Origin of the sequence: Rhodoflexus caldus (assembly GCF_021206925.1) — a bacterium.
GTDB lineage: Bacteria > Bacteroidota > Bacteroidia > Cytophagales > Thermoflexibacteraceae > Rhodoflexus > Rhodoflexus caldus.
Map to the genome: position 1 here is coordinate 267,835 of NZ_JAJPRF010000004.1, position 24,895 is coordinate 292,729.

At 48.6% G+C, this 24,895-nt stretch carries 23 protein-coding genes; 12 read left to right on the forward strand and 11 right to left on the reverse strand.

Going from position 1 to position 24,895, the window contains the following annotated elements; genetic code table 11:
• Nucleotides 1-135, reverse strand: coding sequence for a hypothetical protein (locus NDK19_RS16890; RefSeq protein WP_262910288.1), 135 nt, complete (start codon nucleotides 133-135; stop codon nucleotides 1-3).
• Between the two features lie 186 nt (nucleotides 136-321).
• Here NDK19_RS16890 and NDK19_RS07365 point away from each other — a divergent pair, with 186 nt between their 5' ends.
• Genes NDK19_RS07365 through NDK19_RS07375 form a run of 3 tightly spaced genes read left to right on the forward strand, consistent with a single transcriptional unit; the run spans nucleotide 322 to nucleotide 2,973 of the window.
• On the forward strand, nucleotides 322-1,623 hold the full coding sequence (locus NDK19_RS07365; RefSeq protein WP_250631219.1) for a tetratricopeptide repeat protein: 1,302 nt from the start codon (nucleotides 322-324) through the stop codon (nucleotides 1,621-1,623).
• Between the two features lie 20 nt (nucleotides 1,624-1,643).
• A complete protein-coding gene (locus NDK19_RS07370) occupies nucleotides 1,644-2,510 on the forward strand; it encodes a nucleoside phosphorylase (protein WP_250631220.1) in 867 nt (288 codons plus the stop codon).
• A 10-nt stretch (nucleotides 2,511-2,520) separates the two neighbouring features.
• Nucleotides 2,521-2,973 carry a YybH family protein gene (locus tag NDK19_RS07375; protein WP_250631221.1) on the forward strand — a complete coding sequence of 151 codons (453 nt, stop codon included), beginning with the start codon at nucleotides 2,521-2,523 and terminating at the stop codon, nucleotides 2,971-2,973.
• 76 nt (nucleotides 2,974-3,049) lie between these two features.
• On the opposite strand, the gene NDK19_RS07380 is transcribed toward NDK19_RS07375, so the two are convergent.
• Both NDK19_RS07380 and NDK19_RS07385 read right to left on the reverse strand, forming a co-directional pair.
• Entirely contained in the window at nucleotides 3,050-4,228 is a 1,179-nt protein-coding gene (locus NDK19_RS07380; protein ID WP_250631222.1) for a hypothetical protein, read from the reverse strand.
• 26 nt (nucleotides 4,229-4,254) lie between these two features.
• Nucleotides 4,255-5,937, reverse strand: coding sequence for an ArnT family glycosyltransferase (locus NDK19_RS07385; RefSeq protein WP_250631223.1), 1,683 nt, complete (start codon nucleotides 5,935-5,937; stop codon nucleotides 4,255-4,257).
• Between the two features lie 102 nt (nucleotides 5,938-6,039).
• Here NDK19_RS07385 and NDK19_RS07390 point away from each other — a divergent pair, with 102 nt between their 5' ends.
• The 4 genes from NDK19_RS07390 (at nucleotide 6,040) to NDK19_RS07405 (ending at nucleotide 11,263) form a co-directional block, all read left to right on the forward strand.
• Nucleotides 6,040-6,429: an ArsR/SmtB family transcription factor gene (locus tag NDK19_RS07390; RefSeq protein ID WP_250631224.1), complete on the forward strand. Its 390-nt coding sequence runs from the start codon at nucleotides 6,040-6,042 to the stop codon at nucleotides 6,427-6,429.
• A gap of 94 nt (nucleotides 6,430-6,523) precedes the next feature.
• Nucleotides 6,524-8,710 carry an ATP-binding protein gene (locus NDK19_RS07395; protein WP_250631225.1) on the forward strand — a complete coding sequence of 729 codons (2,187 nt, stop codon included), beginning with the start codon at nucleotides 6,524-6,526 and terminating at the stop codon, nucleotides 8,708-8,710.
• A gap of 1 nt (nucleotide 8,711) precedes the next feature.
• A complete protein-coding gene (locus NDK19_RS07400; protein ID WP_250631226.1) occupies nucleotides 8,712-9,917 on the forward strand; it encodes a response regulator in 1,206 nt (401 codons plus the stop codon).
• 29 nt (nucleotides 9,918-9,946) lie between these two features.
• Nucleotides 9,947-11,263, forward strand: coding sequence for a leucine-rich repeat domain-containing protein (locus tag NDK19_RS07405; protein WP_250631227.1), 1,317 nt, complete (start codon nucleotides 9,947-9,949; stop codon nucleotides 11,261-11,263).
• Here NDK19_RS07405 and NDK19_RS07410 read toward each other — a convergent pair.
• Together NDK19_RS07410 and NDK19_RS07415 are read right to left on the reverse strand one after the other, a co-directional pair.
• Complete coding sequence (locus NDK19_RS07410) at nucleotides 11,260-12,018, reverse strand: DUF542 domain-containing protein (protein ID WP_250631228.1); 759 nt, start codon at nucleotides 12,016-12,018, stop codon at nucleotides 11,260-11,262. The two genes, NDK19_RS07405 and NDK19_RS07410, sit on opposite strands and share 4 nt — an antisense overlap.
• A gap of 39 nt (nucleotides 12,019-12,057) precedes the next feature.
• Nucleotides 12,058-12,930 (reverse strand): bifunctional 5,10-methylenetetrahydrofolate dehydrogenase/5,10-methenyltetrahydrofolate cyclohydrolase, encoded by an 873-nt coding sequence (locus NDK19_RS07415; protein WP_250631229.1) that lies wholly within the window; start codon nucleotides 12,928-12,930, stop codon nucleotides 12,058-12,060.
• A 105-nt stretch (nucleotides 12,931-13,035) separates the two neighbouring features.
• Here NDK19_RS07415 and NDK19_RS07420 point away from each other — a divergent pair, with 105 nt between their 5' ends.
• The 3 genes from NDK19_RS07420 to gldB all read left to right on the forward strand — a co-directional run bounded on the left by NDK19_RS07420 (nucleotide 13,036) and on the right by gldB (nucleotide 15,265).
• A complete protein-coding gene (locus NDK19_RS07420) occupies nucleotides 13,036-13,668 on the forward strand; it encodes an L-threonylcarbamoyladenylate synthase (protein WP_250631288.1) in 633 nt (210 codons plus the stop codon).
• A 104-nt stretch (nucleotides 13,669-13,772) separates the two neighbouring features.
• A complete protein-coding gene (locus NDK19_RS07425) occupies nucleotides 13,773-14,222 on the forward strand; it encodes a hypothetical protein (RefSeq protein WP_250631230.1) in 450 nt (149 codons plus the stop codon).
• Nucleotides 14,223-14,272: 50 nt separating this feature from the next.
• Nucleotides 14,273-15,265: a gliding motility lipoprotein GldB gene (gldB, locus tag NDK19_RS07430; protein WP_250631231.1), complete on the forward strand. Its 993-nt coding sequence runs from the start codon at nucleotides 14,273-14,275 to the stop codon at nucleotides 15,263-15,265.
• A gap of 15 nt (nucleotides 15,266-15,280) precedes the next feature.
• Here gldB and NDK19_RS07435 read toward each other — a convergent pair whose 3' ends face one another.
• The 4 genes from NDK19_RS07435 to recO all read right to left on the reverse strand — a co-directional run bounded on the left by NDK19_RS07435 (nucleotide 15,281) and on the right by recO (nucleotide 18,118).
• Nucleotides 15,281-16,588 carry a hemolysin family protein gene (locus tag NDK19_RS07435; protein WP_250631232.1) on the reverse strand — a complete coding sequence of 436 codons (1,308 nt, stop codon included), beginning with the start codon at nucleotides 16,586-16,588 and terminating at the stop codon, nucleotides 15,281-15,283.
• The gene (locus NDK19_RS07440) at nucleotides 16,585-16,818 is read right to left on the reverse strand and encodes a hypothetical protein (RefSeq protein ID WP_250631233.1); all 234 of its coding nucleotides are present in this window, start codon (nucleotides 16,816-16,818) and stop codon (nucleotides 16,585-16,587) included. Before NDK19_RS07440 ends, NDK19_RS07435 begins: the two co-directional genes overlap by 4 nt.
• Before the next feature lie 10 nt (nucleotides 16,819-16,828).
• Nucleotides 16,829-17,338, reverse strand: a complete 510-nt coding sequence (gene lptC, locus NDK19_RS07445; RefSeq protein ID WP_250631234.1) for an LPS export ABC transporter periplasmic protein LptC — start codon at nucleotides 17,336-17,338, stop codon at nucleotides 16,829-16,831.
• Nucleotides 17,339-17,437: 99 nt separating this feature from the next.
• A complete protein-coding gene (gene recO, locus NDK19_RS07450) occupies nucleotides 17,438-18,118 on the reverse strand; it encodes a DNA repair protein RecO (RefSeq protein WP_250631235.1) in 681 nt (226 codons plus the stop codon).
• Between the two features lie 76 nt (nucleotides 18,119-18,194).
• Between recO and NDK19_RS07455 the strand changes: the two genes are divergently transcribed.
• A complete protein-coding gene (locus NDK19_RS07455) occupies nucleotides 18,195-18,968 on the forward strand; it encodes an enoyl-CoA hydratase/isomerase family protein (protein ID WP_250631236.1) in 774 nt (257 codons plus the stop codon).
• Between the two features lie 4 nt (nucleotides 18,969-18,972).
• On the opposite strand, the gene NDK19_RS07460 is transcribed toward NDK19_RS07455, so the two are convergent.
• Nucleotides 18,973-22,392, reverse strand: a complete 3,420-nt coding sequence (locus tag NDK19_RS07460) for a SpoIIE family protein phosphatase (RefSeq protein ID WP_250631237.1) — start codon at nucleotides 22,390-22,392, stop codon at nucleotides 18,973-18,975.
• Between the two features lie 119 nt (nucleotides 22,393-22,511).
• Between NDK19_RS07460 and NDK19_RS07465 the strand changes: the two genes are divergently transcribed.
• Complete coding sequence (locus NDK19_RS07465) at nucleotides 22,512-23,183, forward strand: hypothetical protein (protein ID WP_250631238.1); 672 nt, start codon at nucleotides 22,512-22,514, stop codon at nucleotides 23,181-23,183.
• Here the strand turns inward: NDK19_RS07465 and recN are convergent.
• The gene (gene recN / locus NDK19_RS07470) at nucleotides 23,180-24,838 is read right to left on the reverse strand and encodes a DNA repair protein RecN (RefSeq protein ID WP_250631239.1); all 1,659 of its coding nucleotides are present in this window, start codon (nucleotides 24,836-24,838) and stop codon (nucleotides 23,180-23,182) included. The genes NDK19_RS07465 and recN overlap by 4 nt on opposite strands.
• Nucleotides 24,839-24,895: the final 57 nt, after the last annotated feature.

Below are 24,895 nucleotides of genomic sequence, written 5' to 3' on the forward strand. Positions count from 1 at the left end.
TTATTGATACTGAATGCGGTTATAGTAGTTCCATTTTTTCTTGTAACCCTTGCGGTTGGTTGAACAGGACGAACGGGAACAAGAAGCAGCCCCTAAACCTATCAGGATGAGGCCGATAATCAATAAGTTTCGCATTTTTAGTCAAGTGAATATGAAAAGTAAAAGTACGAAACTTTTGGCGATTAACAACAGACATGATTTTGGGAAATTTGAAGAAGGAATAGCAAAAAACATATAATTGTACTAACTTTTCCCATATTTTCCACGAAACAGCCCTTACACATGAAACAACTTTTATTGGCCGCTTTCCTTCTTTTTTGCATGTCATCGTTATGCGGAACGGCATTGGCACAAAAAGGCAGCGGATTGCAGAACTATGTAAATGCGGAAAACCTTCGCAAAGCCAAGCGCTATGATGCCGCTTTACAGCAATACAGCTTGGCAGTCAAAGCAGAGCCTGAGGCAGCGGACTATTGGTACAGCATGGCTGAATGTTGGTGGGATATGAAAAACCCCTTCAAGGCACTTGAAACGCTCAGTAAGTGCACCGAAGTGAAGAAGGACTACGTAAAAGCCTATGAATTGGCAGCAAAAATTCTGGATTTGAGCAAATCGTACAGCAAAGCAGGCGACCAGTACGCACTTGCTTTTGAATACCACAAAGAAGTACCCAAACAAATTGCGGCAGCCATCGGGGGCGCAGCGGCTTACAACAAGGCAAAAATGCAGGACAAGGCACTCGAGTTGCTGACCAAAGCCAAGGCGATTCAACCGGACAACCTTGACCTGAACTACATGGAAATCAAGATTTTCAATCAGCAACAACAATATCAAAAAGCCATAGATGCCATCAATGCATTCTTACCCAAACTTCCGGCCAATACGCAGCAGAAAGACTATGCACGGTTTTACTATGAACTGGGGCTGGCCTACCACAAATTAGAAGATTATCCCAAATCTACGGAAGCGTTGAAAAAAGCGGACTTTGGCACCTTTAAACAGCGGGTCTATGAACTTTCACCGGAATATTTCCTGAAGGTAGCCGAGGCTTATGCCAAAGTATATGAATACCAAAAAGCCAATGATATGCTCAATACCGCTATTAAAATACGCCCCGCCTATAAAGAAGCCAATACGCTGCTGAAAGAAATCAACGAACCCGGTGCGGACATTATGAAACGCATTCGCGTCTTAATGGATTCTATCAATAAAGAGAAAAATCCTGATCAAAAGTCCCGGCTACACTGCCCGCTTTGCAGTAATCAATTCAAAGTAGGAGAATATGCTGCTGCCGCTTCCTCTGCCGAGGAGTGTTTACGCACCAACCCAAAAGATATTCGTTATATTTTCTATAAATCCATCTCCCAATACAAAAGCGGCGACCATAGCATGGCTATTTTTGAAATGGATAAAATTTCCAAGGTTCCCAACTTGCCTGTAGATACCAAAGCCATGATGTATTTTGCGCTGGGGCTCATGTACAAAGAAGATAAACAACCGCAAGTAGCCGCCAATTATTTCAGACGGGTAAAAGGAACATCGTTTGCAGAAGTCGGCAGGCTGGAACTCAAAGCACTCCGCAAAGCCGAGGATGATAACAACGACGAAGACGAGGATGACTAAACTTTGCTTACTTTGCGCCTATGTTTGCATCTTCTGAACTCATCGTAAACCCCGACGGGAGCATCTACCATCTGCATTTGCGTCCCGAAGATATCGCCTCAACCATTATTGTGGTGGGCGACCCTGACCGCGTAGCAAAGGTAAGTCACTATTTTGACCGTATTGATTTTCAGACACATAAGCGTGAGTTTGTAACACATACAGGCTATTTGGGCGGTAAGCGCCTCACGGTCATTTCTTCCGGTATAGGAACGGATAACGTGGAAATTCTGATGACAGAATTAGACGCATTGGCCAATATTGACCTGCAAAGCCGTGAAATCAAACCTGCGCACACGGTGCTGAATATCATCCGCATCGGTACTTCGGGTACGATGCAGGCCGATATTCCGACCGGCAGCCGATTGGTTTCAACCGCTGCCGTCGGTTTAGACAACCTGATGAATTTCTACGATTTGCCGCAATCTGCCGAAGAGCAAGCCTTTTGCAGTGCCTTGCAACAGGCGGCAAGGCTACCTTTTATGCCTTACCGCGTCAGTGCCGATGCGGATTTGGTCAATCTGTTTGCGGAAGGCAGCGAACAAGGCATTACACTCACTGCGCCCGGATTCTACGCACCGCAAGGCAGGCAGTTGCGTGCAGCGCAAACACTCACCGGTTTTCTTGACCACTGCGTCAGTTTCCGCATGGGTCAGGAACGACTCACCAACTTTGAGATGGAAACAGCCGCCTACTATGCCTTTGCAAGGCTACTGGGGCATCGGGCAGTATCGCTGAACGGCATTTTGGCCAACCGTGCCCTGCAACGCTTTGATGAAAATCCTGAAGCTACCGTGGATAACCTGATTCGCTTTGCATTAGAAAAAATTGTTGCGTCCGACTTATAAACTTTGCACAATGACTTTCCACCTCATTATCGCGCTGCTCCTGCCAATGTTTTTACCCATAGGGACAGCAATCGCACAATCAGACAAAGACGATGCCGCCATTCGTGCGGCATTGCAAGCGCAGGCCGTCGCATGGAACAATGCAGACTTAGACGGGTTCATGTCTTACTATCTGCGCTCCGATAAGCTGAAATTTGTTGGTAAGAACGGTGTTCAGTACGGTTGGCAACCACTCTACGAACGCTATCAAAAAAACTACCCGGGCAAGGAAGGCATGGGCAAGTTGCAATTTGATATTATTGAAAATGAGCGACTTGCATCCGATGTTTTCCAGACCATCGGCAAGTGGCAATTAGTGCGCACCGCCAAAGACGGCAGCGAAGAAATACTTGGCGGCTACTTTACCCTCACTTGGCGCAAAGTCAAGGGCAAGTGGCTGATTATAGCCGACCATACCAGCTGAATTTTGGCAGCAATTGATTAACAAAAACCCGACAGGTGTTCAAGACCTATCGGGTTTTTTGCATCATCTGCGGTTATTATTGAATCACCGTCGGTTTGCGGAAAGGCTGATTTGGATTGAACAGGTAGCGGTAAGTAGTATGCACTTTGGAAACTTCGCTGCCCAGCAACTGCGCCACCTTAATCATTTTCGGGTTGAAATCGCCAACCCAGTTCATTTCCAAATGCTTGTATTGGAAACCTTTCGCACCCGTAATTTGACGGGCATAGCCAATCATCGCCGACTCAATACCCCTACCCTGAAACTCAGGGATTACGCCAAACACCAAACCAATCATTTTGTCAAAGTTTTTGGTCAGTTTGAACCAAAGAAAACGAATGATACCCAACAGGTTGAACTTGCCCGTGTTCATCACTTTCAATGCCTGATTCAGGTCGGGAATGTTGACGTAGAAGGCAATCGGCTCGTCTTTGTAATAGGCAAAATAGATGATTTTCGGGTCTAAAATCGGCGACATTTGCTTAATGAGGTTTTGCGCCTGTTCGCTTGTCATTTCGGCTACACCTTCGTGCTTCACCCAGCCTTTGTTGTAAATAATCCGAAAGTCTTCGGCATACTTCATCAGCTTGTCTTTTTCAATAGACACAAAGCGATAGTCGGGATTGCGGTAAATGCGCTCGGCGCGGGCTTTGAGTACCGGAACCAACTCTTGGTCAACCAAGCGATAGAAGGTAAACTGCCGAAAATATTCGCGAAAACCGTAAGCCTCAAAGAACTCTTTGTAGTAGCTGTGGTGGTAAAACATCCCATAGCTGGGGATTTTGTCAAAGCCTTCGGTGAGCAAGCCCCACCACGAATCGCGCTCGCCGAAGTTAATCGGGCCGTCCATGGCTTCCATGCCTTGCTGTTGCAACCAGTTTTTGCAGGCATCAAAGAGTTGGAAAGCAGCGGCGCGGTCGTTGATGCACTCAAAAAAGCCCATGCCGCCTGTTGGCTGGTCGTTGTCCTGCATCACGGTTTTGTCATTCACAAAAGCGGCTACCCTCCCCACCACTTCGCCTTTTTCGTTTGCCAACAGCCAGCGGATGCACTTGCCGTGTGTGAAAAATTTATTTTTGGACGGGTCAAATACTTTTTCAATGTCTTCGTCTAAGGGGCGCACCCAGTAGGGATTGTCCTTGTAGAGCTTCACAGGCAGCATCAGAAAAGCCTTTCGGTCGGCTGCGGTGCTTACTTCTTTGAGTTGGTAGGGCATAGGTTAATGAAATATCGCTTGTAATTCTACTCACTTTTCTGCCGTTTGTAAAACACAAACCCGTTTTGTTCATACAGGAATCGCAGGGTTGGGATGTTGTCCAACTCGGCACGGCTGAAAATTTTGCAGGAAATATACACATCCTTATCCACAGCCCCTTTGAACAGGTAGTCCTGCCATGCCTGCCCGTCTTCTGTTTTGGGGCGCGTATCGGGTTTGGTTTTGGCATAGAACCAATGCGCATAGCTACGGTAGCCGTAGGTATAAACGTAGCAATCCTTGCCTTCCAATTGGCGGAAAAATGCAACGGGTGCGCCCTGCGTGTATTGCACAATTTTGGGCAGGTAGAGGTACATCACCATCGTAACCATGAGCGCCGTAGCCCCAAACAGCGCAACCACGCCCGATTGTGCTTGGGCAGGGTTGCTCAACTGTCGGATGCCCCAAACCGTTCCGGCAAGGAAAATGATGCCCGTGATGCCTTCCCAGCCGTACCAACGCACAACCGCATCCAGATTGGCTTGTGCGAACGGGTCGGCAGCAAGCAGCGGTTTGAGTGCAGCAGCATTTTGTGCCAGCGAAGGCACCACAATCAGCGCCAGTGCCCAAAGAGAGCCAATTACCAGCAGTCCGCCGCGCATCCATTTGTTGAAAGCGATATTGCCTTGCAGGATTTGCTCCACTGCCACAGCCGCCAGATAGGTCAGCGGGAAGTAGCACATGGAAGAATAATGCACAATTTTAGACTTAACGATAGTAAACAAAATCAGCACAACCCAAAATAAAATCGTCATCCAGCGTTTAAAATCCGTTTGAGCGGTCTTTTCGCCTGTCGGGCGCGGCATAGTCATGGCGCGAATGGCAAAAACAGAAGCAGGGAAGCAGCCCAGCAGTAACACCACGAAGTGATAGCCCGGGAATCCCGCATGGCCTGCATCGGGCGTACTGAACAATCGGTATTGATATTTGGTAAATTCTATCGCCAGCCAAGGGCCGTTTTTGAGCGTGTCAATGCCGTACCAAATCAGCATCGCCGAAGCACTGATGAGCGCATAAGCCGCAAAATGCCCAATGTGCGCATACCAACGGAAGCGTTCCAGCACCCAATAAACCCCCAGACACAAACCAACAATCAGCAGCGCGGCAGGCCCTTTGGTCAAGATGGCCACAGAGAGCCATAACCCGCCAACAATGAGGTAATACCACGCACCGCGTTGCAAAGTGATGCCTTTGATGCCGTCTTTCCGCCAATAGAACAGCACGAAAAAGTAAAAACCCAAGAAAATGAACAAGTTAAACCAAGGGTCAATAATGCCGGAGCGGAAATACAGGTGCGGCAAGATAGAACCGAAGTAAGCACCTGCCCAAAGCAAGCCGAAGCGCGTACCGTTCAGCCGTGCCCCGACTTGGAAGAGCAGCACCAGCGTTATGGCACCGCAAACCGCGTTCGGAAAGCGGGCTGCATATTCGCCGATGCCAAACAAGTGCATCGCAATGGCCTGCAACCAGATGAAAAACGGCGGTTTCTCCCAAAACGGCAGGTAGTCTATGTGTACGCGCAGGTAGTCGCCCAATTCAATCATTTCGCGGGCGCACTCGGCAAAGTTTACCTCGTCCCAATCAAACAAACTGATACCACCCAGAAAGGGCATAAACGTAACAGCGGCAACAAAGGCTATCAGCCACGAAATTTTTTGGTTGGCAGGCATGACAGAAATTTTTGTTGCAAAACTAAGGTGAATTTGCGATTGCAGGTTCGGGAAATCCTGAAATGCCAAATTTTGCAGATATTTGCTTAAACGAATAATCAAATGAAAGTAAAGCACTTTAATTTAAGCGTAGGCGAACAGTTTTTCAAGGCATTGGGAGATGAGTCGCGCCTGCGAATCTTGTTCTTACTGTACAAAAACAAAGAAATGTGCATTTCCGACTTGGAAATGGTGCTGGATTTTACGCAAACCAAGATTTCGCGCCATTTGGCCTATCTCAAAAATGCCGGATTGGTCAATTACCGAAAAATTGACCAATGGGTTTTTTACAGTATCAAAGACGAATTGAGCGAATTTATTGAGCAGATTTTCCGCTACCTGAACAAAGATGCCGACCTGCAAAAAGACCTGAAAATTTACAATACACTACTCTCTAACCGCGAATTGGCAGCTAACCGCATCCTGTTAGGACAAATTAACCGATGGCGCTAAGCACGTAAATATTGCAATATTTTGCGATTTTATTTCACTTTTACAGCAAATTTAGGTATCTTAGCACACTTTATCACCTTTCATCATACGGTTGATGTTGTTGTTGCGCCTTCTGCCTTTTATTTTTTGCTTTCTCGGCCTTTGGCCGCTTGCGGCAGCTCAGCAAGAGATACTGTTGCACGGCAAGGTTGTGTTTGATGACGGACGACCTGCTGTAAATATTGAATTTCAGGTAGATAACTTACGTCCTTTCACTACCGACAGAAAAGGCCAATTTGGCAGCATGATTCCTGCCTCGTTCAACAGCCCGAAACAGGTACGCGTAAACAATGACAAACTTTCCGTAGTCAATTGGTTTTACGATACGGAACAGCAACTGCTGCAAATCACCCTTCGGGCATCGCAGCAAAACCTCGTCGGCAGGGTTATTACACGCACCGGCGACCCTATTAACAATGCCAATGTTGCCGTTATCGTACAAGGCACGGAAGTAGGCAGCGGCATCAGCGATGAAAACGGCTATTTCGCGTTTTTCATACCCGCCGACATCAAACTTTCGCCACAGGCTACCGTCAAAGTCAATCAGTCAGTGCTTAGCACCGATGATGTGAAAATATCTTTAAACGACCGCAACAACTACTTTCTGCATTTGTATTACAAGCAGCCCGCCAATGCGGAGTTGTATGCAGTTGTTGTTTATGACCATCAGAAACGACTGCAAAACGAGGCGCGCGTGATTTACAATCGGCAGGAATTTGCAGCCGACAGCAAAGGTGTTATTTACGTGCCTTTATCGGGGTTGCAGGATATGCCGAAACTCAAAGTAGCAGGCGGTGTTGTTACTGCACGCAATTTCAGCACCCCGCTCAAACGCATCAGCCTCTACACGGCACCTGCTGCCCCTGCCAAAGCGGCAACAGACACCGGGCAGGCATACATGCGCTATTTTGACGAAATTACGCGGTCGCTGGAAGGCAATCGTGCAGAAATTGAAAAATACAACACCCTCATCACCCATGAGATGGAAAAACTGACCAAGCGTTTTTCCGCCGATAACAACATCCACCCCGAAGAAGCCCGCCGCTATTTGGCACGCATGGAAATTTTGGAGCAATTGCTGCTAAAAAACCACAGCCTGATGACAGCAGGCAACGAACAGACCCGCAGCGCTTTAATGCGTCTGAAAGATGCCATTGCCGCAAGGGACTCGCTTTCCCAAATCACGCATCAACAGATAGCCGAACTTGCCGATAAAAATGCCGAACTTGACCGCGCCAACAAGCGCATAGAAAGCGATACGCAGTTTAAACTCATGATTGCCGCCGGATTAATCACCGCTTTTGTGGGGATGAGTTTGGCCATTGGCTACCTCTACAAACGCACCGTTCGCCAAAAGGAGCAATTGGAAGTTACCAATACCGAACTGCGCACCACACTGGCAGCACTTAAAAAAACACAGGCACAATTAGTACAGCAAGACCGCATGACCTCACTGGGACAAATGGCGGCAGGCATTGCGCATGAAATCAACAACCCTATCAATTTTATTTATGCAGGAGCCGATTCGCTGCGAAGAAATTTTATTGATTTAAAACAACTGCTGACCATTTACCGCAATCCGGCACTGCACAACGGCAGCAAGCAAAGTGCTATTGAACAATGGGAGAAAGTCCACAACGCCGACATGTTGCTCAACGAAAGCGAAGAACTTGTTGCAAGCCTCAAACGAGGGGCTACCCGTACCTTTGAAATTGTACAGGGATTGCGCAGCTTCGCCCGTATAGATGAAGAAAATCTCATCAAACTAACCAACATTGAAGAAAGTTTAGACAATGTGCTTATGCTGTTGAGCGGGCAATTTGCCAGCCGTATCCAAATAGAAAAATACTACGGAAACATTCCGAAGATAGAGTGCTACCCTGCCCGATTGAATCAGGTGTTTCTCAATTTATTGATTAACGCCATAGAATCCATTGACAATCAGGGCATTATATTTATTACCACTACTTACCCCGCCAAAGGACGGCACGTACCGTCCGACATGAAGGATGCCGTAGCAATCACCATTGCCGATACAGGCCGCGGTATTTCCCAGAAACATCTGCCCCATATTTTTGACCCCTTTTTTACTACCAAAGAAGTTGGCGATGGCGTAGGCCTCGGGCTTTCCATCGCATTAGGCATCGTAAAAGAACACGGCGGCAATATCGTCGCCAACAGCCGCGAAGGAAAAGGCAGCCAATTTCTCATTATTTTACCGCGTCAATTAGCCCATACCTGATATGATGCTTCCGCAAAGGCAGGCAAAAATCCTGTACGTAGATGATGAGATTGATAATCTGACCATCTTTAAAGCAGCTTTTCGCAGATTATACGATATTCAAACCGCCCTTTCGGGCAAAGAAGCGCTGCAAATGATGCGCAATCAGCCGCCTGAGCACCCCTTTGACGTGCTGATTACCGACCAACGCATGCCCGAAATGACAGGCGTGGAACTCTTGGAGATAGCTGCCGCAGAGTTTCCGCAAACCGTGCGCATGATGCTCACAGGCTACTCCGACATGGAAGCCATCATCCGCGCCATCAACAAGGGCAATATTTTTCGCTATTTGACCAAACCTTGGGAACTTGACGAGCTTCGCCAAGCCATAGATGAAGCCTTCATTATGGCAAGGCAACGCAATCACTTAGCGACCGAAACTGCCGATACCAATGCTCCGCAAACGGCAGAATGGGGCATTTTAATGCAACTGCAACAAATCATACAACCGACCGAAGAAGCCGTCAAAGCCGTATGCAAAGATGCTTTTATCTTTCGCCCGCAGGCCGGACAACCCGAGAAATCAATGATGGCTTTTTACCATTTGGCAGAAAAAAAACAAAGCCTTGTCATCACTGCCGTCTGCCTGACCGAAGACCTGCCCAAAGGCGCTATTTTTAGCCTGATAATCAAACACTTGACAGACAGCGCCGTGCTCAATGGCATCACCCTGCCCGCCTGCTTGCTGGCCGAATTGCAACTCAACTTTTGCACAGCCTCCCGCATTATGCCGCATGTAACCGACCTTTCCATAGGCATCACGCTCATTAACCATCAGGCCAACCGATTGATATTTGCCGGAACTTGCCAAAACCTGATAGTTATTACGGCAGGCGAAACACAAGTTTTGCAAGGTATGCCCCAACCATTGGGTAAAAGCAATAATGCCTTCAATGCGGATGATTTCCAACAACACGAGCAGCCGTTCAGCCCTAATCGGACAGTCTTTTATATGGCTACCACGGGCATGGCAGAGCATCTGTGCGGCTTCAAAAACAGGGCTTTTGCCGGGCAATATCTCGTAGAAATTCTGGAAGAATTGCATAATTTGCCCGCTGTACGCCAAAAACAACTCATCCGTTCGCTGTGGGACGAGTGGCAGGCGCAACCAACCGCTGCCGCCAACACCCCCGCGACAGACCCTCTGATAATCGGCATAAGCATTTAACAATGAAGCCCTTACTACCACTAACGCTCTTGTTTCTACTCTCAGCGGGCAGCCTTTCGGCACAAATCCCAACCTTTTTGCTTCGCCGTCATACAGCATCCGCAGAGGCTGCCCACTCTACCCGCAAAGACACTATCTTGTATCTTGATTTATCGGGACGCAACCTGACTGCTATTCCCGAATGGGTATATGCCTGCACCAATCTGCGCACGCTGGATTTGAGCCGCAATCCGATTGCCGAACTGCCGCGCCGCCTCAATCGCCTGAAAAAACTCCATAAAATCACCTGCGACGGCACGCCGATACAACAGCAACGCTTTGCACCCGACAGTTTAATGACCGAAAGGCTCAAAAGCATGTCGGCTGCCCGACAGCGTCAGGTACTGGACAGCTTCGCCACGCTGAACAGCGCACAGACTGAAGCTGTTGAGCAGCAACTATTAAAAATCGGCAAGTTGCGCCACGTTCGCACGCTGGTTATTAACAACCGCTACTTAACTGAAATGCCGCGTGTGTGGAAAATCCGCAAGTTAGATACGCTCAATATCAGCCGCAACCGCCTCACTTCGCTGCCGCACCAAATGAAGAAACTAAAGCATCTGAGTGCATTTTATGCCGACTACAACCGCCTCACACATGATATTACATGGTATCCGCTGCCGCAATTAAAAAAACTAAGCCTGATTTCCAATCGGTTGGAAATATTGCCGCCCGCAATCGGGCAATACCGCTCGCTGATATCCATCAATGTGGCCGGTAATAAAATTGCACAGGTAGCCCCCGAAACAGCCCGCTTGCAGCAGTTGCGGCAAATCATTCTGTACGGTAATCAACTTACTGCCATCCCCGACTGCATTTTTGATTTGCAGGCATTGGAAGAATTGGATGTGTACATGAATCAGATAACGGAAGTCCCCGAAAAAATCAGCCACCTGAAAAATCTGACACATTTGTACCTGTCTTTCAACCGAATTGAAAAACTGCCCGAAAGTATTGCCCAACTGCAACACTTAAAAGGTCTTTATGCGCACCGCAACCGCCTGAGTCAATTGAGTGACAGCTACGCGGCGCTGCAAAATCTGGAAGTGCTGCGCGTACAGGAAAACCGTTTGAGCATTTTCCCCAACTTCATCCTGCAACTACCCAACATTCGCGAAGTGAACGTGGCACAAAACCAACTGTCCGACCTGCCGATAGAAAAATTGATGGATTTGCCGAAACTTTCGTTTTTTCATGCCAACAGCAACCCGTTTATGCCCGAATTTTTAGAAAGTCGGCTTGTAAAAGAATTCCTGCAAAAAGGCGAAAACCGAAAACTCAACTACGTAATCACGGGCAGGGATTAATTCAATCCCGCTTTTTCCTGCATCAGGCGCTTCACTTTACTTTCCAGCGCAAAGGCTTTGGGCAAAAGGATGCGATTTTCTATGGCTGCATGTGCTTGCAACTCATTTTCAAAGCGTTGCAGCTCGGAGTAAAGCACGCGAATAACCAACGGAGTGGTGGCATCGGTTGCATAGTCGCGGGTTAGTTCGCGGATGCCGCGCATATCGTCGTCATCGTCGTGGTGGTGTGCCGCAATGCTCTGCATAGTATGTTTCTGCATAGCAAAAAAGGCTTTACCCAATCCGCCGCGATGATACAGGGCATCGTCCAGCACCAAAATATAGCGGAAAGTTTCGTTTTCTTCTTCCAAAATGTGGCGTACAAAATCTTCTGCAAACAGCGGGAAAGCAATTTTCAAATCGTCCAGCGTTTCCTGCATGGCAGATGACAGGTTTTGCGGCTGTGCACGGCTCACCAAGTGTTGCATATAGGGCAGGCGGCGGCGCATAAACACGCGATGCGAATTTTTCAGGTAGTCAATAATGGCATCTACCGTGTAGCCTTTGAGCAACTCGGGCATGGAAAATCGCTCTTGTTGTCGCATAGACTCCCACTCTTTCAAGATGGGGGCTGTGCTCATGCGCTTCTCGCGACAAACCGCTTCTAATGTTTTATTGCCATGCTGACAAAAATCAATGCCAAACAAATGCAATACCGCACCGATGGAATGATGCTCTGCAACCAACTCGGAAAGGCTTTTTTCACGCGACAGCATGGTACTCGTATTTGATGATGCTAAAATAGCAATTTTTCATTACTCCTCCCCACAAGCCAACAGCGTATTTTTCAACAGCGAAGCAATGGTCATTGGCCCTACGCCGCCGGGAACGGGCGTGATGTAGCTGCATTTCGGCGCAACTTCGTCAAATGCCACGTCGCCTTTGATGCTGTAACCCGATTTTTTGGAAGCATCGGGCACGCGGGTAATGCCTACGTCTATCACCACGGCACCTTCCTTCACCATATCGGCCTTGATAAATTCAGGTCGTCCAAGGGCAGCTATCAGGATATCGGCGCGGCGGGTTTCCTCTGCCAAGTTGGGGGTGCGGCTGTGCGTAATCGTAACCGTACAGTTGCCCGGGTAGGCATTGCGCGACATGAGCAGCCCCATCGGCATACCTACAATATTGCTGCGGCCTACCACTACGCAATGCTTGCCTTCGGTGGCAATGCCGTAGTGCGCCAGTAGTTGCACAATGCCGAAAGGCGTGGCAGGGATAAAAGTAGGCAGCCCCAGTGCTAATTTGCCCACATTGGCCGGATGAAAACCATCCACATCTTTTTCGGGGCTGATGGCATACGTAATTTTTTCGGCGTTGATATGTTTCGGCAAAGGCAGTTGCACAATGTAGCCGTCAATGTCGGGGTTTTCATTCAGGCTGTGCACCTGTGCCAGCAGTTCGGCTTCGCTGATGGTCTCGGGCAAGCGAATGAGCGTAGAGTGAAAACCGATGCGCTCGCAAGTACGGACTTTGCTGCCTACGTAGGTTTCGCTTGCGCCGTCGTTGCCTACCAGCACTGCCGCCAAATGCGGAATGCGTCGGCCTTCTGCCTTGCGCCTTGCCACTTCTTCCCTGATTTGTTCCTGTATCTTTTCCGATACCGCTTTGCCGTCTATGAGAATCATATGCCCAATTTTTTTGCGAAGTTACGGCTTTCAAAAAATTTCCCTGTTCAAAAAAAATGCTGCCCAAAGAATTCTTTCCAAAGCGTAACAAAATATTAACTTCGCATTATGGCAGAGTTAATCAGCATTCATCCGCAAAATCCCGAACCGCAGAAAATTCGCCGAGTGGTAGAATGTCTGCGAGAGGGGGGCGTTATCATCTACCCGACCGATACGGTTTACGGCATCGGTTGCGACCTGTACAGCGCCAAAGCGATTGAGCGCATCTGCCGCATCAAAGGCGTAAAGCCTAACAAAATGCACCTGTCGTTTATTTGTTACGACCTGTCCGACATCAGCAACTACGCACGCCAGATTCCCAACGCCGTGTTTCGGGTGATGAAAAAAGCACTGCCCGGCCCTTTTACCTTCATTCTGGAATCGAGCAGCGAAGTGCCTAAAATTGTAGGACAGAAAAAAAATCAGGTAGGCATCCGTGTGCCCGACCACAACGTACCCCGTGCAATTGTCAAAGAATTGGGCAACCCGATTTTGACAACGTCCATCAAAGACGAGGACGAAATCGTTCAGTACATGACCGACCCCTCGCTTATCAACGACAAATACGGGCACGTGGTGGATATGGTGATTGATTCGGGCTACGGCGGCAACGTTCCTTCAACGGTAGTACTTTGCGAACAAGATGGCACTATGGAAGTAGTACGGGAAGGATTAGGAGATTTTGAGTTATATTTATAACACACAATATTTGCACCCCTGATGCGTTAATCATCGGGTGCGGATAACCCGCATGGTATCACTAAACTACACAGGCAAACAAACAACCTTATGATTTTAGTGATATGAAGACTACCGACTTAATGAACCAGACACTTTTCAATGATGACTTTTTGCATCTTGAGTATTTGCCTACCGAAAACGTATTGATTGAAACTTGGTATGGATTTGTGGATTACGCGCGTTTTGTAACGGCTACTCCCATTGTTTTGCAGGCCATTCAGCAAACCGGAGCGCACTTGCTGCTTTCCGATTTGAGTAAGTTGAAAGTACTCCGCGAAGATGCCTACTCCTACTTGGTACATGAAAAAACACGCCAATTAGCCCGTCAAGGTATTCAGGCATATGCGCTGAGCATCAATCCTGAAAAAGCAGGCGGCACAGCAACGGCCAATCTGATTAATGTACATGTAAGCCTTGGCGGCAACCACTTAGACCTCGCCTGTTTCCACAACACGCGCGAAGCTGGCATTTGGTTGAAAGAAAAAAGTTTGCAACCACAGCTAAACATGTAATCTTTGCGGATGAAATAAAACTACCCTTGTTTTTATTCATCATGCAAACTATGAAGCGGTACTTGTTGCCGATTGTTATTCTATTGTCTGTTGTTTGGGCTTGCTCCAAAGAAAAAGAAGCGCCCGATGTTTCACACATAGCCGTAAACCTGTCGCTTATCAGGTTGGAAGGCGAAATTGCTGCCATCAGCAATGAGGAAGAGGCGCGACAATTTTTGGACAAATACCCTGCATTTGCCAATACGTTTCTGTTCCGCAACCGCCTGAACAACGACGCCGTGCCCATTAGCGACATGTTGCGGCTGGGGCGCAGCGAGTACATAGATACGCTAACAATGGAGGCGCAGGCCTACTTTGGCAATATGGCAGCTATCAAAGCAGAATTGGAGCAAGCCTTCCGCATGGTTAAATACTACTACCCTGATTTTCAGGTGCCGGTTGTTTACACCATGATAACAGGCTATGGCAACGACTTGGCCGTTTCCGACTCGGCCATTTTTATCGGGCTGGATTATTTTATGGGGCAGGCTTCGCGCTACCGTTCCCCCGACCCTAACTATATTTTCACGCACTACCGAAAAGAGTTGATTGCCCCGGCAGTCATACTGATGCTTTCGGCACGCTATAATCAAATTGACGAAAGCAACCAAACGCTGCTCAACCAGATGATTGCCTACGGTAAAGCCTATGAGTTCACCTCGGAAATGTTGCCCCACGTACCCGACTCGCTCATTATCCGCTATACGGCACGGGAAGTTACCGACTCTTACGACAATCAGGATGTCATATGGGCACATTTTGTTAAGAACAATTTGTTTTTTGAAACCGGGCAAATAGCAAGCAAACGGTATATTGAGCATCGTCCGCATACGTTTGAGATAGGCGACGAATGCCCGGGACGAATCGGCACATGGTTAGGCTGGCAAATTGTGCGTTCCTACATGAAAACTCACCCTGAAATAACACTGCCCCAACTGATGGCGGAACGCAACGTGCAAAAAATATTTGAAGAGTCGGGCTACAAGCCGCAAAGAGCGCAATAGCTGCCTTCACATGCGTCAAAATACCGGACGTATGGAAGGCAGTTCTTCCATATTTTTGATTTCCACCTTTACCTTATTGATGCGCGTTTCCTGCGTGGAAAGAATGGTAAAGACAAAATCCGCAGTTTCTATAACATCGCCTTGCTTGGGAATATTTTCAACAATGGAAATCAGATAGCCGCCCAGCGTGTCATAATCGCCGGTGGGCAGCCCCCACTGCAAGTGTTCGTTGATGTAGTCAATTTCCAAGCGTGCGCTGAGGATATAGGTGGCAGCATCTACCTTTTTGATGTCTTCCTGCACAATGTCAAACTCATCATGTATCTCTCCAAAAATTTCTTCCATGATGTCTTCTATGCTGACAACCCCCGCTGTGCCGCCAAATTCGTCTAACACAACGGCAATGCTTTTATGCTCGGCAATAAAATCAACCATCAATTCATTGGCAGGCATGGTTTCGGGCACCATAATAACCGTAGAAAGTATTTCGTCTATGCTTTGCGGCTTTTTAAACAATGCCATCGCATGGCAATAGCCAATGATGTTGTCTATTGTTTCGTCGTAAACAAAGATTTTGGAGTGCCCGCTTTCTATAAATGCCTTTTTGAGGGCTTCCAAACCATCTTCTTTATCAACGGCTACCATCTCGGTGCGCGGGCGCATACACTCCCGCACCTTAATGGACTTGAAAGAAAGCGCATTGGAAAATATTTTGGTATCAACGTTGGTTTCCCTGTCTTCGCTGCGGTTTAGGTTGCCAATGTAATGGTTCAGGTCGGTAAGGCCGAAAGCAGGGTTGGCTTCGGAGTATTCCAGCCGCAAAACCCTCGTAATCACGAGCTTGGTCAATGATACAACAACATAAACAAAGGGATACAGTATCAGATAGAACAGGTGGATGGGCAGCGCAAAAATTGCCAGCAATTTATCGGGATTGATTAATGAGATGCTCTTGGGCATAAATTCGGCAACTGCCAGCACCAACAGCGTAGAAAGCATTGATTGCAGAACAATAAATGCAATTTCAGCAGTTGTACCCTTCATTTGCAGCACCTGCCCGACAAAGTACATCACTTGGGGGTCTAATATTTGCGACATGTAGATGCCATATACCACCAGCGTGATGGTATTGCCGATGAGCATGGCCGTAATAAACAAAGAAGGGCGGTTGTAGTAGCGGGCTATAATATCTGCCCAAAATACGCCCTTGTTTTTTTGCAGCGTGATGTGCAACTTATTGGCTGAGATAAACGCTAACTCTATGCCCGAAAAAAAGGCAGACAATACAAGCGAGAGTATAACAATAACAATTGCCGTATTCATCGGGAACGCTGCCTTGGTTTAACTGATTTGGGGCTTTTCTTTTCGGTCGGCGTGTCTTTAACTGCCGCCTGCCGATAGCGATTGCTACGGAGTTTGTAGTAAAACAACAACGCAGCTATCAGCATAAAAATCCAATAGCTTGCCATTACACCATACAGAAAGGACTGGTGCACGCCAATGACAAATAAGGCAACGGCAACTGACAAAATAATCACCTGTTCTAACTTCATAGGGAAATTATTAAGGGTTCAGAGAAAATGTCCCCGATGGCCGCAATATACGGTAACGGCTAAAACTTTCGTCAGAAACCAACCCGACTCCTTCGAGCATTTCGTTGGGCGTAACGATTTTAATGGGCTTATCGGTGCGAATTTCGCGTTTGGGCTGATCCCAGTCTAATTGGGTGGTGTAGAGTCGTTGGTTCAGTTCCAGATTTTCCACCACAATATTTCCGAAGGCCTGATACAACTGTCGCGTTTTATCATAACTGCCCGAATCGCCGCGCAGGGTGCTGATTTTTTTGCCGTAGGCATCGTAGCGGCTGATTTTGACGCCTTTGGGATATTTCACATCGCCGTTTTGAAAAATGAACTGTTCGGGCGCTTCAATTTTCAATTGGATAATGGCATTATCGCTGTAAAGTGTTTCTACGCCCCGAAATTCCACCAACGGGCCGTTGTATTGTACCTTAACTTTCTTCTTGCGCAATTCCTGATTATTGCAGGCACTCAACAGAAAAACTGTTGCCATGCACAGCATAGCTTTATGCCAACTTTTGTATTTCACCGTGCGGTTATTGGTTGCAATGACAAAATTACGCATAAAATTGCGAGCAATCGCTGTAAGCCGCTACAAATTGCGCAGCACGGCCAGCGAGTTTAGCGTGCCGAAGTTTTCGTAGTGCAGGGCAAAGAAGGCAGTGAGCGCATCCAGCAAAAGTGACCTGTGCGCCGCAACGGCAGCGTTTGTTGTGCCGTAAGGCATTTCCAATAGCTGACGATAGGCGGCACCGTGTTCGGCCAAACTGAACGGTATGCGGGCGGTTTGCAGTTGCTCGGCCAGCGACTCGGCAGAGTCAGCACCAAAGCCCAGCAAAGTTGCCAGCCGCACCAGAAAGACCAGATGAAAAAGGTCTTCGCCGGTAGTCAGGTTGTCAAAAGTTACCAGACTTTCAAACAAGAACTTAAAAAGTGCCTCGTCTTCCTTTTCTTCCTTCAAGGTTTTGCCAAGTATTTCGGCCAAAAACAACGCAACCGAGGTTTTGGTAACGGAAAAAGGAATATGGCGGTAAGGATACGCCAATCGGGCATCCGATATGCGTTGCAACCCCGCATCGGGTTTCTCGTAAACGGTCAGCTCGAGCAGGGTGAGCGGCTGATAAAGGGCTATTTTACTGCTCCCTTTGCTGCTGCGCACGCTATTGACAATATAGGAACGCAAGCCCAGTGTTTCGGTGTAAACCTTAACAATCAGCGAGGTTTCGCGGTAGCGCAAAAAGTTGATGACGATTCCCCTTGTTTTAACCAGCATAAGTTTCTGTCAGATATCCGATGGGCGGCAGATGGTATGTCTTACCTTTGCACTCAATCTCAACACTTCATCGCACATGCAATCTATTATCTACCATGCCGAGGGGCGCATCGCTTATATTACCCTGAACCGCCCCGAAAAACGCAATGCGTTCAGCCGTCAGTTGGTCAGCGAACTGAAAGAGGCTTTTGCCGCCGCCGCTGCCGATGATGCCATAAAAGTAGTGATATTGCGTGCCGAAGGCAAAGTTTTTTGCGCCGGTGCCGACTTGGACTATCTGCAAAATCTGCAAGGGCTTTCCTACGAAGAAAACTTGGAAGATTCTACCTACCTGAAAGAACTCTACCTGCAAATTTATCGCCTGCCCAAAGTGGTTATTGCACAGGTACAGGGGCACGCAATAGCAGGCGGCTGCGGACTTGCCACCGTCTGCGACTGGGTTATTGCCGTTCCCGAAGCCAAATTTGGCTATACGGAGGTAAAAATCGGTTTTATTCCTGCCATAGTGATGGTTTTTCTGCTGCGCAAAATCGGAGAAGGGCGCGCCAAGGAATTGCTGCTCTCAGGCGACCTCATCAGTGCCGAAAAGGCCATGCAGTTTGGTTTTGTCAATGAAATTATTCCGGCAGAAAACCTGCAACAGCGCGTGCGCGAACTTGCCGAGCACCTTTGCACAAGCAACTCGGCACAGGCCATGGCAGCCACCAAGCAAATGATTGCCGATGTGCCATCCATGACCTTGGAAGAAGCGCTTGCCCATGCGGCCGCTCAAAACGCTGCTGCGCGTGCCACACCGGACTGCAAACGCGGTATTGCGGCATTTTTGAGCAAAGAGTCGCTGGCATGGTAGGGAGTTACACCATCAAGCCCACCAGCAAAATATCATCTACCTGCGCCTCGCTGCCCATCCAGTCGGTGAGGTGCTTGTCAAAGGCCGCCTGCTGTTGATGAATCGGTAAAGCCCCTACCCGCTCGCAAAGGTCGCGGAAATGCTTTATCATCAGTTTGTGGTTGTTCGCTCCGCCAATCTGGTCGGCGTAACCGTCGGTGAACATATACAGCACATCACCTGCGTGTACGTCTATTGTCTGTGCGGAAAACAGTCGTTCCGTTTCTTTTTGGAATCCGCCGATTGACAAGCGGTCTGCCTTGTACTCGGTCAGTATGCTGTTGCGAACCAGATACAGCGAGTTGCGCGCACCGGAAAACTGGACGGTACTTGCCAGCGGGTCATAAACAATCACCGACATATCCATACCGTCGCGGTTGATGCCTTTTTCCTGTTGCAGGGCTTCCCGCACGTGTTGGTGCATGGCATTGAGAATCATTGCCGTGTCGGGTTGAGACTGCTCGGCTGCAATGCTGTTGAGGAATGAAGTACCCAACATACTCATCATCGCACCGGGAACGCCGTGCCCTGTACAATCCACTACGGCAACTATTATTTTGCCCTGTTTTTCGGCAAACCAGTAAAAATCGCCGCTGACAATATCGCGCGGGCGATTCAGGATAAAATAGCCTGAAAAAAAGCGGGATAGTTCGTTTGCATCGGGCAGCATGGCATCCTGAATGCGGCGGGCATAGCGAATGCTGCTTTCCGTGTTTTCCTGTTGCAGGCGAATCTGGTCGCGCTGCATTTCTATTTCGCGGTTTTGCTGCTGTACCCGCGCCAAAGTGCGGCTCAGTTCGTTGTTCAAATCAAACAACTGCTCGTTGGCATGGCTCAGTTCGGCAGATTTTTGCTGAATAACCTCGTTCTGAGTCTTAATCTGTGCCAGCGTAGCCTCCAACTCTGCATTGGCACTGCTCAACTCTTGTGTGCGCAGGGCAACCTGTTGCGCCAGTGTGGCTTTTTCGTTGGCAACGGCACGCAACCGCCACTCGCCAATCAGCCAAATCACCAGAATGGCAACCACAATGTACAGCGCATAGGCAACCACCGTCCGATACCACGGTGCCTTAATGGCAAAGTGGTACTCTGCCTCGCTGCTGATATTGCCGAAAACATCGCGGGCACGCACCCGAAACACATAATGACCTTCGGCAAGGTTGGTGTACTCCTTGTAGCGGCTGTCGCTCCACTCGCTCCATTCTTTTTCCAAACCGTCCAATTTGCATTGGAATCGGTTGGCATGGGGACTGTTAAAGGCGGTAGCCGTAAAATCAAACCGAATCCGATTCCACTCGTAGGGCAGGTCTGGACTGAAAACAGCAGACTGTTCAGTTACCGCAAGCCCTTCTTTATTGGCAAAGTTGCCGTAGAACAAAGTTGAATCTTGCCCGATACTTACGCGCCGTATCAATGCGCGGAAAGTAAAATCCGTGGAAATATTTTCCTTGCGCTCGTAGCGGTAAATCCCATTGATATCGCTGAACCAAACGGCGGAGCTGTCGCCCGTGTAAATTGCCTGAACGGCATGTAGCTCGTCCAAACGGTTCAACGAACCGGGGCGATACACATAGCCGTTATCCGTTTTTTGCAGGAAACCCGCCTCTATCTTGCCCCGATGCGCAGAAAACAGCCAAATATTGCCCTTGGGGTCGGTAGCAGGAAGCATTACTTTACGGCCTTCGCTGTTGAAAGGTTGGTCAAATGCACTGTCGGGGACAAACTTGCCGCCTTCGTATTTGTAAATGCCGCGCTCGGTGGCTACCCGAATTTGACCTTTGATAAGAAACAGGTGGTTATCGGCAAGCGATGGCAGCCCCTCTGCCGTTCCCAAACGGCGAATCTGAGGAGTCATGCTGAACTTGTAGCTGCTGCCCTTGGCAAAGTCAATCAGGTAGATGCCGTTGTTCAGCGTGGCAGCCCATACGTTGCCGTCCTTATCTTCTTTGATGTGGCGGATATCGTCGCGCAGGCCTTCAAACTTCCCCTCGTCTATCCAGTTGCCGTTTTTGCGGTAGATGCAGCGCATACTGTACGCCGAACCTACAAACACGCGGTCGGGGTCTATGTGCGAACGTTCAAAGCAAAAAATATTGGGGGGCGTAGATTCTTCGCCAATGTCGCCGACAGCATCGCCGCGCAGCAACTTAACCCCCATAAAAGTACCGACAAGCAAATCCTTGTCCACAGGCAACAATGCCCAACAGTCCAACTTGAACCCCTGCACCGGCTCAAACTGTGCGTCGTAAAAACGGCGGGTGGCTGCCGCATGTGTCAACTCGCGGGGTGCCAAACGAAAAAGACCGCTCAAAGTAGCTACATACAGTTTGCCCTGATGCTTGGCAATGGCATTAACGGCTCCTTTCAGTTGCTGGTACTGCTCGTTATACAACTGAAATTCAGAGGGATACTCCATACGGGCAATACCGTTATACATCCCCATCCAAAGCCCGTTTTGTCCATCTTCGGCAAAAGACAGCACAAAGTCATCCGCCAAGCCGTTGCGTTTGTTATAGATGCCCTGCAATTTGCCGTTTTCATCAATCATCAGCACCCCTACGCCGAGCATACCGACAGCCAGCGTTTTGTTGTTTTTACCGTAGTTAATCCACTGTGCGTTGTAGCTTCTGAAATCGCGCAGCAATTCGTCCGCCTCTGTGTTCCACTTAACTATTTTACCCTGTTGCGTAGTGTAAAGCCCCATGTTTTGCACGCAAATCAGCAACTCGTTGGTACCCCACGGCAATACCTGACTGATGAGGGAAGCGGAAAACATGTCTGTGTCTTTAACGGGAACTAATTTGCTGCCTACCCACTTCATTAGGCCGCGGTCGCTTTGCTGCACATAAAACTGGTCGCGCACGGCAAAACCGAAACTAAAAAACGTTTCTGCCGGAACAATCTGCAAATACGGCTGCCCTTTGTTTTCTTTCAAAATAAAAACGGATTCGTCGGCCTGAAAAAATACGCCCTCTGTGAGGCAATTAACCGTCCATACTTCACCGAATGAGCGTTTGTCGGCAGGAAGCAGGCTTTGCAGCGACTGGTAACGCATACGCCCAAGCGAATCTACCTGCAAATAACCGAAATGCCCTACGCCTCCGGCATAAATCCGCCCTTTGGCATCTCTTGCCAACGTGCGGACAGCACCGCCCGTTTTGATAAGTTTCCACTGATTGCCATCGTACTCCAATATGCCGTTATCGTTGCCAAAATAGAGGATTCCTCGCCCGTCTTGCACGATAGCCCAGTTAGCCATGCCGGCTTTGTATTCTTTGGGGAGGTAATTATGTATAAAAGGCATACCGCGCTCGTTTGTTTGCCCGCATACCATACAGGTGCAGGCCAGCAGCGCTGCCAGCAGTAATACCAATCGCTTTGTCATACTTAAAATTAGTCGTGAATCAATTGCCTGTCAAATTTACATCAAGATTTGTTGAATGAGAGAGTGAAAAAAATTTGCTACATTCAGCCCATTATTCACAAACCAACAAACGAATTTTTATGAACAAATCTTTCAAAATGAGCATAGCTGCCCTTGCGTTAGTAGCCGTGCTTGCCGCTTGCGGAGGTTCTAAGCCCGAAAATCAGGAAATGGAAGAGGGCGAAGAAGTAGGCGTTACCAACATGCTCGACAAAGCCGAAGACATGATAAAAGCTGCCGAACAGTCGCAAAAAGACGCTAACAAAAAGTTAGAAGAGCGCATCAAACGCGGGGATACGCTTGCTATCCCTTACAGCGAATTGGGCAAATTTTTACCTGACGAAATTGACGGCTACAAAGCCGAAGGAGAAGCAAAAGGCGAAACGACCAGTATGCCCGGCATGAGTGTTTCGGTTGTACGCAAAAGACTTACCAAAGGGCAGGACTACGTGAACATTGAGTTGAGCGACTACAACGGCGGCGCAAATGCTGTTTCGCAGGGTGCACTGACTATGTTCAGCATGGCTGCCGAAATATCCATGGAAAACAACGATATGAAGCAGACGGGCTTTAAACAGGGTGAGGATATCAAAGGCTCGCTGATTTATCAGAAAAACAGGCAGGTAGCCGAATTAAGTGCCGTCATCGGCGGCCGATTCCTTGTTAAAATGGAAGCCAACAACCAGAAAGACACAGAAAAGTTGAAAGAATACTTCCAAAAAATCTCCTTAAACGAATTGGCAGCCCGCTAATGGTACATTGCCAATAATTCGCGTGCACTCTGATAGGCGGTTTCCGAAGGTTTAGCGCCGCCTATCATCTGAGCAATCTCCCCTACCCTTTCCTCGTAGCTCAGTTCGCGGATGCAGCTAATCACCCTGTCTGCCGTATCGTCTTTGTAAACATAGTAGTGCTGCTCTCCGTTGGCTGCTGTTTGCGGCAAGTGGCTGATAACAAACAACTGATGCTTTTTGGACATCTCGCGCAGCATTTTGCCTACCTTGATGGCAATTTCGCCCGAAATACCTGTGTCAATTTCATCAAAAATGATGGTGGGAAGGGCTGTTTTGCCTGCCAAAATGTATTTCAGACAAAGCATCAGGCGCGAAAATTCGCCACCCGAAGCCACATTTTTCAGCGGTTCGGGGCGGATGCCTTTGTTGGCACTGAACAGGAATGTTACTAAATCGGCACCGTGGGGTGCAGGGGCTGTATCGCTTACTTGTATTTCAAGGCGCGCGTTCGGCATACCCAAATCTTGCAGCAGTGCGTTGGTTTGCAGGGCAACAGGGGCTGCGGCAGCTCGTCGGCTTTCGCTTAGTTGTGCCGCTGCTGCACGCATGGCAGCCTCTGCCTGTTCCAGCGCGGTGCGGGCATCGGCAATGGCCTCATCCAGATTGTGGGTAAGGCTGAGTTTATCTGCCAATGAGTTGCGAAGCGCAATAAGCTCCGCAACAGTTGCCGCGCCGTGTTTCTTTTGCAGCGTGTAAAGTTTGTCTAATTGCAATTTGAGCGTGTAAGCCTGCTCTTCATCAAAAAACAGGCTACCCTCCTCGCTTTCCAATTCAGAACCAATGTCGCGCAGTTCAATGAACAAACTCTCCATCCTTTCGGCAAGTGCCTGATAGCGTGGAGAATAATTAACGATTTTGCGTATCTCGCTCAGGGCGCTTCGCAGAATGTTTTCGGCAGCGTTTTCATCGTTGGCGAGCATCTGCCCCAGCAATGCCAACTGTGTTTTGATGGTTTCTATGTTGTCAAGTCGTTCCAGTTCCTGCTCCATTGCCTCCTGTTGCATCTCATCGAGCGGCAGTTGGCGCAGTTCTTCCAATAAATATTGATTATAGTCTGCGTCTTTGCGGAGTGCATCGGCCTGTGCAAGCAGTTTTTGCAGCGCCTGTTCTGCCTTGCGCCAAGTGCGGTAGGCTTGCGCATAGGCATCAACCAAGGGCTGATGCTGAGCAAAAGCATCGAGCAAATCGCGTTGGAAGTCATCGGCGGCCAGCAGCAGCGTATCGTGCTGACTGTGGATGTCCATCAAACGGCTGCCAATGCGGCGCAGCACTTCCAGCGTAACGGGTGTGTCATTAATGAATGCCCGCGATTTACCCGCCGGACTGATTTCGCGCCGTATGGTACAATGGCCGTCAAAATCGAGGTCTGATTCTTCAAAAAGCGGTTGTAAATCGTATTCGCAGATATCAAACTGTCCCTCTACTACGCATTTTTCGCCTTCATTCAGCAATACTTTGGTGTCGGCTCGGTCGCCCAGCAGCAGGCCTATCGCACCCAGCATAATGGATTTACCCGCACCGGTTTCACCTGTGATAATGTTCAGGTGCGCCGAAGGGCTGATTTCCAGTTGCCGAATGAGCGCGTAGTTTCTGATGACCAGATGTTTGAGCATGGCGGATTTTGACAGTTATCTTACGCAGACGCGACGGGTTTTGAAAACCCGTCGCGT

Excerpts from the sequence above, each read along its gene's own strand:
- NDK19_RS07375 (WP_250631221.1), top strand. The coding sequence starts at position 2,521 with ATGACTTTCCACCTCATTATCGCGCTGCTCCTGCCAATGTTTTTACCC.
- recN (WP_250631239.1), bottom strand. The coding sequence starts at position 24,838 with ATGCTCAAACATCTGGTCATCAGAAACTACGCGCTCATTCGGCAACTG.
- NDK19_RS07460 (WP_250631237.1), bottom strand. The coding sequence starts at position 22,392 with ATGACAAAGCGATTGGTATTACTGCTGGCAGCGCTGCTGGCCTGCACC.
- NDK19_RS07395 (WP_250631225.1), top strand. The coding sequence starts at position 6,524 with ATGTTGTTGTTGCGCCTTCTGCCTTTTATTTTTTGCTTTCTCGGCCTT.
- NDK19_RS16890 (WP_262910288.1), bottom strand. The coding sequence starts at position 135 with ATGCGAAACTTATTGATTATCGGCCTCATCCTGATAGGTTTAGGGGCT.
- NDK19_RS07370 (WP_250631220.1), top strand. The coding sequence starts at position 1,644 with ATGTTTGCATCTTCTGAACTCATCGTAAACCCCGACGGGAGCATCTAC.
- NDK19_RS07400 (WP_250631226.1), top strand. The coding sequence starts at position 8,712 with ATGATGCTTCCGCAAAGGCAGGCAAAAATCCTGTACGTAGATGATGAG.
- NDK19_RS07440 (WP_250631233.1), bottom strand. The coding sequence starts at position 16,818 with ATGAAGTTAGAACAGGTGATTATTTTGTCAGTTGCCGTTGCCTTATTT.
- NDK19_RS07365 (WP_250631219.1), top strand. The coding sequence starts at position 322 with ATGTCATCGTTATGCGGAACGGCATTGGCACAAAAAGGCAGCGGATTG.
- NDK19_RS07455 (WP_250631236.1), top strand. The coding sequence starts at position 18,195 with ATGCAATCTATTATCTACCATGCCGAGGGGCGCATCGCTTATATTACC.
- NDK19_RS07435 (WP_250631232.1), bottom strand. The coding sequence starts at position 16,588 with ATGAATACGGCAATTGTTATTGTTATACTCTCGCTTGTATTGTCTGCC.
- lptC (WP_250631234.1), bottom strand. The coding sequence starts at position 17,338 with ATGGCAACAGTTTTTCTGTTGAGTGCCTGCAATAATCAGGAATTGCGC.
- NDK19_RS07465 (WP_250631238.1), top strand. The coding sequence starts at position 22,512 with ATGAACAAATCTTTCAAAATGAGCATAGCTGCCCTTGCGTTAGTAGCC.
- NDK19_RS07425 (WP_250631230.1), top strand. The coding sequence starts at position 13,773 with ATGAAGACTACCGACTTAATGAACCAGACACTTTTCAATGATGACTTT.
- NDK19_RS07410 (WP_250631228.1), bottom strand. The coding sequence starts at position 12,018 with ATGCTGTCGCGTGAAAAAAGCCTTTCCGAGTTGGTTGCAGAGCATCAT.
- gldB (WP_250631231.1), top strand. The coding sequence starts at position 14,273 with ATGAAGCGGTACTTGTTGCCGATTGTTATTCTATTGTCTGTTGTTTGG.
- NDK19_RS07380 (WP_250631222.1), bottom strand. The coding sequence starts at position 4,228 with ATGCCCTACCAACTCAAAGAAGTAAGCACCGCAGCCGACCGAAAGGCT.
- NDK19_RS07415 (WP_250631229.1), bottom strand. The coding sequence starts at position 12,930 with ATGATTCTCATAGACGGCAAAGCGGTATCGGAAAAGATACAGGAACAA.
- NDK19_RS07385 (WP_250631223.1), bottom strand. The coding sequence starts at position 5,937 with ATGCCTGCCAACCAAAAAATTTCGTGGCTGATAGCCTTTGTTGCCGCT.
- NDK19_RS07390 (WP_250631224.1), top strand. The coding sequence starts at position 6,040 with ATGAAAGTAAAGCACTTTAATTTAAGCGTAGGCGAACAGTTTTTCAAG.
- recO (WP_250631235.1), bottom strand. The coding sequence starts at position 18,118 with ATGCTGGTTAAAACAAGGGGAATCGTCATCAACTTTTTGCGCTACCGC.